The organism is Hominilimicola sp., assembly GCF_046972485.1.
GTDB lineage: Bacteria > Bacillota > Clostridia > UBA1381 > UBA1381 > Hominilimicola > Hominilimicola fabiformis.
The window spans coordinates 24,551-32,662 of sequence record NZ_JBKVWU010000016.1 but is presented as its reverse complement, the minus strand read 5'-3'; the positions used below and the strand labels follow the sequence as shown (position 1 = coordinate 32,662).

Below are 8,112 nucleotides of genomic sequence, written 5' to 3'. Positions count from 1 at the left end.
GCCCTGTTGCGTATCATTTCACCGTAAAGTCCGCCGTCGGCGGCATGGTTTATGTCTTCAAAAAATATACCGTAAAAATCGGACATAGATGCTTTTTTGTTTGTGGTTACTGTGATTTTGTTCATGTTTTAATTCCTTTCGTGATACTTCTAAACTTTTCATATTATATCATAATCCAAATAGAAATGTTTGCAATTTTCAGACTTTAATTTAAAATAATCGGTAAAAGTAACACTTTTCGGTGAGTTTCATATTCTATACCAAGGGAAAATCCCAAAAACATAGAAAGGAATGATAATAAATGGCTGATTGTAACAGAAATTGCTGTAATGACTGCGGAAGAGAAAGAAAATATCCTTGTGATACAAATTTCCGTGAAGCAGTGTGTGTACATACTGATAAGATATATGACAGTTGCAGGGATAAAGACTGCTTGGAAAATGTACGCGTGTACTTGACTTCGTGCGGTCAGGATATTGTGGACAGAGCAATAAACGTTAAATGCACAAAAGCCGAAGTGATTTGGGTGTTTACGGACATTGAGGCTGTGCCGTTTAACAGAGGTTTTTATTCGGTTGATTTGAAGTATTTCTTTAAAGTTACCTTAGCAGTATTTACAGGAGTGGGCCGTCCGACAGAAGTTGAGGGTCTTGCGACTTTTGATAAAAAAGTTATACTTTTCGGTTCGGAAGGTAATGCAAAAGTGTTTGAGTCGAAGTATAAGGAGGACGCTTTTGATCCGCAGCTTTGGAGAAAAACAAATATGCCGCATGCAGTGGTAGAGGTGGTAGACCCGATAACATTGGGTGCAAAGCTTGTTGATGTACGTGACAGAAAATCTTGTTGCTGTGATGATGATTTCGATTTGGCGTCTGTGCCTGCGTCGGTTTGCAGAGTGTTTGACGATCAGTTCGTAACAGGCAATGAGGCAAAACGTGTGTTCGTATCTTTGGGTATTTTCTCCATAATTAAAATCGAACGCCACGTTCAACTTCTTATCCCGTCATATGACTTCCGTATCCCTCAAAAAGAATGTGTAGGGGCAACGGATGACAATCCTTGTGACTTATTTGAGAGAATAGACTTCCCGGTTGACGAATTCTTCCCGCCTGAGAGGGGCGAATTCTTGGAATGTGATCAAGATGACATATCCGAGCCGGAAGATGACAGTGACTGTGACTGTCGAAGATAAATCAGTACAAAAACCTCCTGTGATTATGCAGGAGGTTTTGCTGTATTATGAAAAACAGACAGTTCCGTGGTTCAGTGTAGCTTTAGTGATGAAAAATAAAACTCCTTTTGATATGCTATTATATGATATTATTGCAACTGCCGGAAACGACAAATATGATATTAAAAGTTTTTGTTTCAGAATTAAAAAAATTAATTTTTTTTGAAAATCTATTGCATCGTACACCGATGTACGATGTATAATAATTATAGAACATAGTCTGCCAAGACGAAATAAAAAAATTAAGAAAAGAGGGATTTATCATGTTGAAAATTTTTATTACTTCATTAATTTGTACATTAATGTTATTTTGCACAAACGTGTCGGCTGCTGATTTTCAGGCGGGTGATACGGCTTATGTCAAGGCGGGAATAGAAAGTATGTCTGTTTATCAAAATCCATCATACGGTCGTTCTGTTGCAGTGGTCATCCAGTACAACAAAGTAACAATTTTGGAGCCTAATGTAGTCGGAGATGGCGGCACATTTCATAAGATTCAGCTCCAAGACGGTACAATCGGCTATGTTCCTGCTCTTGCCGGCAGAAAGGATACACTTGAAACAGCAGAGGTTGCAGAAAAAGAAATAGAGAAATCGACAGCGTCATCTGATCCGGATAAGTATCAACATACAATAAATATGTATTTTCTTTCCGACTATATCTATGGTGGCTCGAAAACAACCGAGGGCAATGAAAGAAATTTTTATGCAAAAGTTCCGACTGAATGGGTAAGGCATGACCGACCTGAATCGTTACCGATGGTTGGAATGGCTGTTGTGCATATAGGCGATGAGGGAAAATTCGGCTCGGTAAAAGCATCTTTCTATCCGGGCAATCCGCCGATTAATTATCACTCTAAGAGATTGGACGAACTTAAAGAAATCGGCTATGATCCTCCGTTTGCAGAAAAGTCAAGAACAGAGGCAAATGCCAACACAGCATTTTATGTAGGTGCATCAAGTGAATTTGATGTTGTTGCTTATAACGAAAATTGGGTTGCCGTATGGAGCGAGGGCGGAGTTGACGAATCCCGTGGTTCAATTATAGATTGTAGCGGAAGAAAAGACGGTGGAGCTTTCACAAGCTGGAAACCGGGAGTATATTTTCTGCCAAGAAAAAATTGTTATATCTTAGATATTAACAATCAAGTGGCAACTGCTCCAAAAATTGAAGCTGTCGGCAAGGCAACCGCTAATTTGATGGTAAAAACCACTCCTGACGAAACGGATTATGTAAAATCGGGTGTTTATAAAATAAATCAATCTGTTCAAATAGTTGATGCAACACCACAAAACGGACATTATAAAATTTATTACAAGCACGGTTTATATTATGTTGAATCCAAATATGTCAATATACAACTTGCAAACACCGAAAAACCGCTAATTTCCTACAAAGCTGAGGCAAATGCGGATTGTGATATTTCAGACGGTTCTTCGGTTAAAAAAGGTACAGTAATAGATGTTATCGAGAAAGATTATGACGGAACAAATTCAAAAATCTGGTTTAACTCGAAGGTATGTTATATTCCGACAAGTAATCTTGTCGATTTAACCAAAACACAGTCAGCTGATGACGTAGCAAAGCTTGGTGCACCTATAGGCGTTCTGTCCGTAGATACGGCTTGGGGTGAATGGGGTGCGTTGACCTATTCTGCCGAAGGACTTGCAAAACTGAAAGAGTATCGTTTCGGATATATCAACGCTGATATGGATAAGGCCTTAGAATACAGTGAATGGGTTAGTTCAAACAACGGTGAAATCAATAAAATAGAAGACAAAGACTGGGTAAATGTATACGGCATTGAAGAATTTTCGTTCGACCGTGATGAGGATATGAGGAACATTCCCGGAATAGATCCTTCAGAAATAGAGCCTTGGATTATAACAGGAAAAATCTATACTATTTACTATAACGGAGAGATTCGCTATTTGGTTCAAGAGGATGAAAGTCGGGAAACATTTACTTATTATCCCGGAAACGGATTCAGCAAAAACTCTGTTGCCAAAACGCAGACTATTTGTCTGGATAGCCGCAAATATAACACCGTTGCATATAACATTGATGACAACAACTACTTTAAGCTCAGAGATATTGCACAAATCTTAAACGGAACAATTAAAACATTTGATGTTAAGTATGACGGAGCAACAAATTCGATTGATATGCTAAGCTTTTATGATTATACATCGGTTGGCGGCGAATTAACACCGGGCGACGATGTTACAAGGACAGCCTTTTCGTCATCGGCGTTTTTAACACTGGACGGAGTACCTATAAAGGCAACGTGCTATAATATTGACGGAAACAATTACTTTAAACTTCGTGATATAACAGATGCATTGGATTGTCGTGTTGAGTGGGACGACAACAATCAGTTGATTTGGGTAGTACCGAGTGTGCCTGCATATGATGACCCAAATGAAGCAGTAGGTTGATAAAATATCACCTGCGGTATTTGTGAGGGGGCTAAGGGCGTTGCCTTGAACTCTAACACTTGCCGCAGGTGTTGCTTTATGCGGAATTTTTAGAGGTTTGGCTGACTTGACGGATAGAATTTGCGGAAAGTATTGTTTATTTTTATGGCTTGTATATGTGAAAATTTAATGATATAATATTAAAAAAATATTAAGGGGTAGAAAAATGAAAATATTTGATAATATAATGTCTTGGAAAAAGCCCGAAATGCTTGACTTGGCAAAAGAGCTTAATATAAAAGGTCGTTCAAAAATGAACAAGGGCGAAGTGGCAGAAAGCATATCGGAAATATTATTATCAGACGAGTATTTTAAGACAGTTCTTGCGGCGCTTGACAAAGAACAAACGGAATGTCTTGTAAATTGGTGCGAGAACAACGAAATTGAAAAGTTGGATGTTTTCAAAATCGGACTTTTATTGGAATTAGGTTATATATCATTTGAAAACGAACAATACAGTTTGTGTGACGAAGTAAAAGACTTAGTTGCTAAATGTTATACAAACGAATCAAAAGGCGATTTGGAAGTCAGAGATAAAATAATAAATTACTGCAATGTTTTTGCGGAACTTTACGAAATTGTTCCGTTGGACAAGGTTTTTGAAATATACGACAAGCAAAATCATGATATTTCAAAAGAAGATTTTATGGAATTGATTAATACTGTCAACGGTAAAATGGATTTGTGGGAAATATACAACAATTCGATTGTAAACACTTATGTTTTGGAAGAAGGTTTTTATGATGATTTGTTGAAAACGCAAGGTAACAAGCCGTTCTATATTCCGTCAAGAAAAAAGATTATGAAAATGGCTAACCCGGGATATATTGAAGAAACCAACGAATATCTTGCGCTTAGACATTACTTGATTAAGAGAATGGGTATGGATGAAGTAAAGGGCGAAAACTTATGCTTTGAAATTGAAATGGAATGTAAAATGAGCAATGAAAACGCTCCTGATATTCTTAGTTTGTTTGACAAGTATAATGTTGAATTAAATGATAATAATGCAAAAAAAGTAATCGGTTTGGTACAAGCTGTTAATTTAAACACAAGAAAAGCGGTAAACAGAGGTTATACCGATTTGCAAATCGAAGAAATAAATAACAGATATATGGTTCAGAACGATTTTTTCCCGTTCTTTATGTAAAAAACAAAAGCTCCCGAACTTATATGTTCGGGAGCTTTTTATTCTTCTATCGGCAGAGCCACTTGTGTTATGAAAAGTTTTTTATCCTTATGTTGCGGGGGACCTTCAAGATATGTATGACGGCACATTCCCAAAGGTGTGAGATTATGCTCTTTGGCATACAACAAAAGTTTTTCGCGAACTTTCGGGAGTTCCTCATATGCACCGTGATGATAAATGCAAATTGCACGCATTGGTGTCAGTACGACGATATGTTCGCCGCTGCTTTCAGGCGGTACGGCAACACAGTAAGAAATTTCGTTGGGTGCGGACAATGAGTATTCTAAAAAATACATTCGCCTTGTCATATCGGTACCGTATTCACGCATGGCAAGTATTGCGGTATCGCGCAGAATATTTGTTTTATCGAGAATACTTTCCGTAGTAAAAGTGCGTCGATAAATCGTTTGCTTGTCAATGTGGATTTCCTTGATTTGTGTGGGATTGGTGTTTGCTCTTTCATACAACTTTTCAATATTCAAATTTATTTCGTCACGCATAGCTTCAAGGCGGCGGATAAGCGGTAATAAATCTGTTTTACCGTCTAAATAGGCGTGAATTTCATCAAGCGACAGACCGAGCTTTTGCAAAATACGTACTGTACGAATTTTAGTGAACGTATCTACGGTATAATAACGATTTCCGTTTTTGCCGTCTTTAACGTCCGGAGTAATCAATCCTTTTGCTTCGTAATTCAATATGATTTTTCTTGTAATTCCGATTGATTTTGCCATTTCACCGATTGTAAACATATTTTTTTCAACATTCATATCATCACCCCAAAACATATATTAATACAAAAAACGGAAAAATGCAAGACATAGAAAAATGTTGTTTAAAATTCTTGTATAGTGGTATATATTATATATAAATAAATTTACGGAGGTAATATAAATGGCAAACAAATATTCGGGAACAAAAACAGAGGAAAATTTAAGAACTGCCTTTTCGGGTGAGTCGCAAGCGCGTAACAAATACACATATTTTGCGTCGAAGGCAAAGAAAGACGGCTTTGAACAAATAGCGGATTTGTTTTTGAAAACAGCCGCCAATGAAAAGGAACACGCAAAAATGTGGTTTAAAGAATTAAACGGAATCGGAACAACGGCAGAAAATCTCGTTTCGGCGGCAGAGGGCGAAAATTTTGAATGGACAGATATGTATGCCGATTTCGCAAAAACTGCCGAAGAAGAAGGCTTTACCGAATTGGCTGAAAAGTTCCGTATGGTAGCTGCAATAGAAAAAACTCACGAAGAACGTTACCGTGCATTGCTTCACAACGTTGAAACAAAAGAGGTTTTTGAAAAGAGTGAAGTCAAGGTTTGGGAGTGCCGTAACTGCGGTCATATTGTTGTAGGCGTAAAAGCTCCGCAGGTTTGTCCTGTGTGCAATCACCCGCAAGCATATTTTGAAATTCACGCAGAAAATTATTAAAAATTTTAGCATATCATTTTTGGAAATGATATGCTTTTTTATTTGAAAATATTAATTGAAAAGTCTTGATTAAATGAATAATTAATGATAAAATGTATGTAATGGCGGTTGAAATTTGTATGAATTGAATTTGCAATTTTACAGACGCTATTATTAAAGTTGGTTTTTTATTTGAGAAAGGCTATGGAGTTGAAAATGAAAAAAATTACGGCTCTTTTAACGGTATTGATGATGTGCATGACATTCGGTGCGGATTTTGTATACGCAGCGGACAGTAATTCGTCACGCAATGCTGTTTTGCAAATACGTAAGGAGATAGACAGTCACAAGTCGAACATTCAATCGAAAAACGGTGAACTGTTTAAACTTACACCCGAAGAAATCGCCGAAGCGGATTTTAAGAATTATGATACGTCATCAGTACTGTTGGGAACTGACTTGTATGAGTTTTCTGCCGGCAGTGTTTCAAACGACATAAAAGGCAAAGACGGAACAATAAACACGCTTGCTCCGAATGAATACAAAGTTCACAGTACGATTAAATACGGAAAATATCCGTCAATATTCAATTCAGACACGGTGATAAAAACTTCCGGCGGAAAACGGGCAACATTTGTTGCAGATTATTCGGACGATGTGCCGTCATATCAGATTGTGAAGAATGTTGAGAATTTATATGTTGAAAATATAGATTTTGAAAACTTTCCTATGATAAAATTTGAAAATTGCGATAATATTATTTTTAACAACTGTTCGTTTACCGATTTTGAAAACAACGGAATTGTGTTCAGAGATTGCAGTAATATCGCGATTTTGAACAGTAAGTTCACAAATTGCGGCAATCAGATTTCGGACAGTTCAAACAGCGGTTACAGTATAAGAATAGTCGGTGATGCACAAAGTCCGACTGAAAATGTGCTTGTTGAAAATTGTACTTTCGAGAGCAGCTGCGGTAAGACGATAAGTTTTGTCGGCAACGTTGACGATTATGTTGTAAGAAATAATACGATTAACAACAGTGTTTGGGGGGCGATTGATTATTGGACTCCGACTGTTTCGGGCAAATATGCAGATGTTATTGAAAATAATGTGTGCAAAAATATCGGTTTCGGCAAACCGTCCGTAAATGATACGAACGCACTTACAAGCGGTGTGGGTTGTGCGGCGATATTCGCGGGTATGGGAACATCGCTCCCTAATACGATTGTGAAAAATAACGTTGTACAAAATTGCGTTGAAACGGGTATCGAAGGTCCGTATGAATTGGTTTATCACAATACGGTAAAAAATACAGGCGAAAATTCCGTTGCGCGTTATACCGGCTCTACAGAGGCGATATATATTAAGCTGACGACTGAATTTGAACAGAAATATATAGGAAATACTATCGAAACAAGAGGTTTGAGATGCTTTTCTTCTTACTCGAACAGAGATGATGAGTACAAGGGAATATACATTTTGAACAATTCTGTGAATTTGGAAAATACAGATGCAAGTATTGCTTGCAATTACACTCGTTCGGACATTGAAATCAACTGTAAAAAAATAAAGAAGATTGTTATTGAAAATAATACGGGAATGATGAAAGACAAAAAGAGTGTAAACATCTATACCGACAAGGGTTATGTTATGGATTATTTCAGTATTCATAATCCTTGTATGATAGGCTCAGTGCCTGAAAAGGCGAGATATTGCTTTAATATCAATAATAATTAAACAGAATGCAGTCAAAATCGTTGCGGATTTGTCTGCAGACTCAATTAAGCTAATTATTGGGGAAC

At 37.3% G+C, this 8,112-nt stretch carries 7 protein-coding genes; 6 read left to right on the top strand and 1 reads right to left on the bottom strand.

Annotation, left to right across the window (positions count from 1 at the left end):
• The first annotated feature begins 301 nt into the window (after positions 1 to 301).
• From ACLTU0_RS03675 to ACLTU0_RS03660, 4 genes are all read left to right on the top strand, one after another.
• The gene (locus ACLTU0_RS03675) at positions 302 to 1,192 is read left to right on the top strand and encodes a hypothetical protein (protein ID WP_412321433.1); all 891 of its coding nucleotides are present in this window, start codon (positions 302 to 304) and stop codon (positions 1,190 to 1,192) included.
• Complete coding sequence (locus tag ACLTU0_RS03670; RefSeq protein ID WP_412321432.1) at positions 1,176 to 1,397, top strand: hypothetical protein; 222 nt, start codon at positions 1,176 to 1,178, stop codon at positions 1,395 to 1,397. Before ACLTU0_RS03675 ends, ACLTU0_RS03670 begins: the two co-directional genes overlap by 17 nt.
• 97 nt (positions 1,398 to 1,494) lie before the next feature.
• On the top strand, positions 1,495 to 3,669 hold the full coding sequence (locus tag ACLTU0_RS03665) for a hypothetical protein (protein ID WP_308456596.1): 2,175 nt from the start codon (positions 1,495 to 1,497) through the stop codon (positions 3,667 to 3,669).
• Between the two features lie 205 nt (positions 3,670 to 3,874).
• Complete coding sequence (locus ACLTU0_RS03660) at positions 3,875 to 4,858, top strand: Rho termination factor N-terminal domain-containing protein (protein ID WP_412321431.1); 984 nt, start codon at positions 3,875 to 3,877, stop codon at positions 4,856 to 4,858.
• Between the two features lie 38 nt (positions 4,859 to 4,896).
• Here ACLTU0_RS03660 and ACLTU0_RS03655 read toward each other — a convergent pair whose 3' ends face one another.
• Positions 4,897 to 5,667: a MerR family transcriptional regulator gene (locus tag ACLTU0_RS03655; RefSeq protein WP_412274764.1), complete on the bottom strand. Its 771-nt coding sequence runs from the start codon at positions 5,665 to 5,667 to the stop codon at positions 4,897 to 4,899.
• A gap of 124 nt (positions 5,668 to 5,791) precedes the next feature.
• Between ACLTU0_RS03655 and rbr the strand changes: the two genes are divergently transcribed.
• Positions 5,792 to 6,331: a rubrerythrin gene (gene rbr / locus ACLTU0_RS03650; RefSeq protein WP_117968058.1), complete on the top strand. Its 540-nt coding sequence runs from the start codon at positions 5,792 to 5,794 to the stop codon at positions 6,329 to 6,331.
• Between the two features lie 195 nt (positions 6,332 to 6,526).
• Positions 6,527 to 8,047 (top strand): right-handed parallel beta-helix repeat-containing protein, encoded by a 1,521-nt coding sequence (locus ACLTU0_RS03645; RefSeq protein WP_412321430.1) that lies wholly within the window; start codon positions 6,527 to 6,529, stop codon positions 8,045 to 8,047.
• Positions 8,048 to 8,112 lie beyond the last annotated feature (65 nt).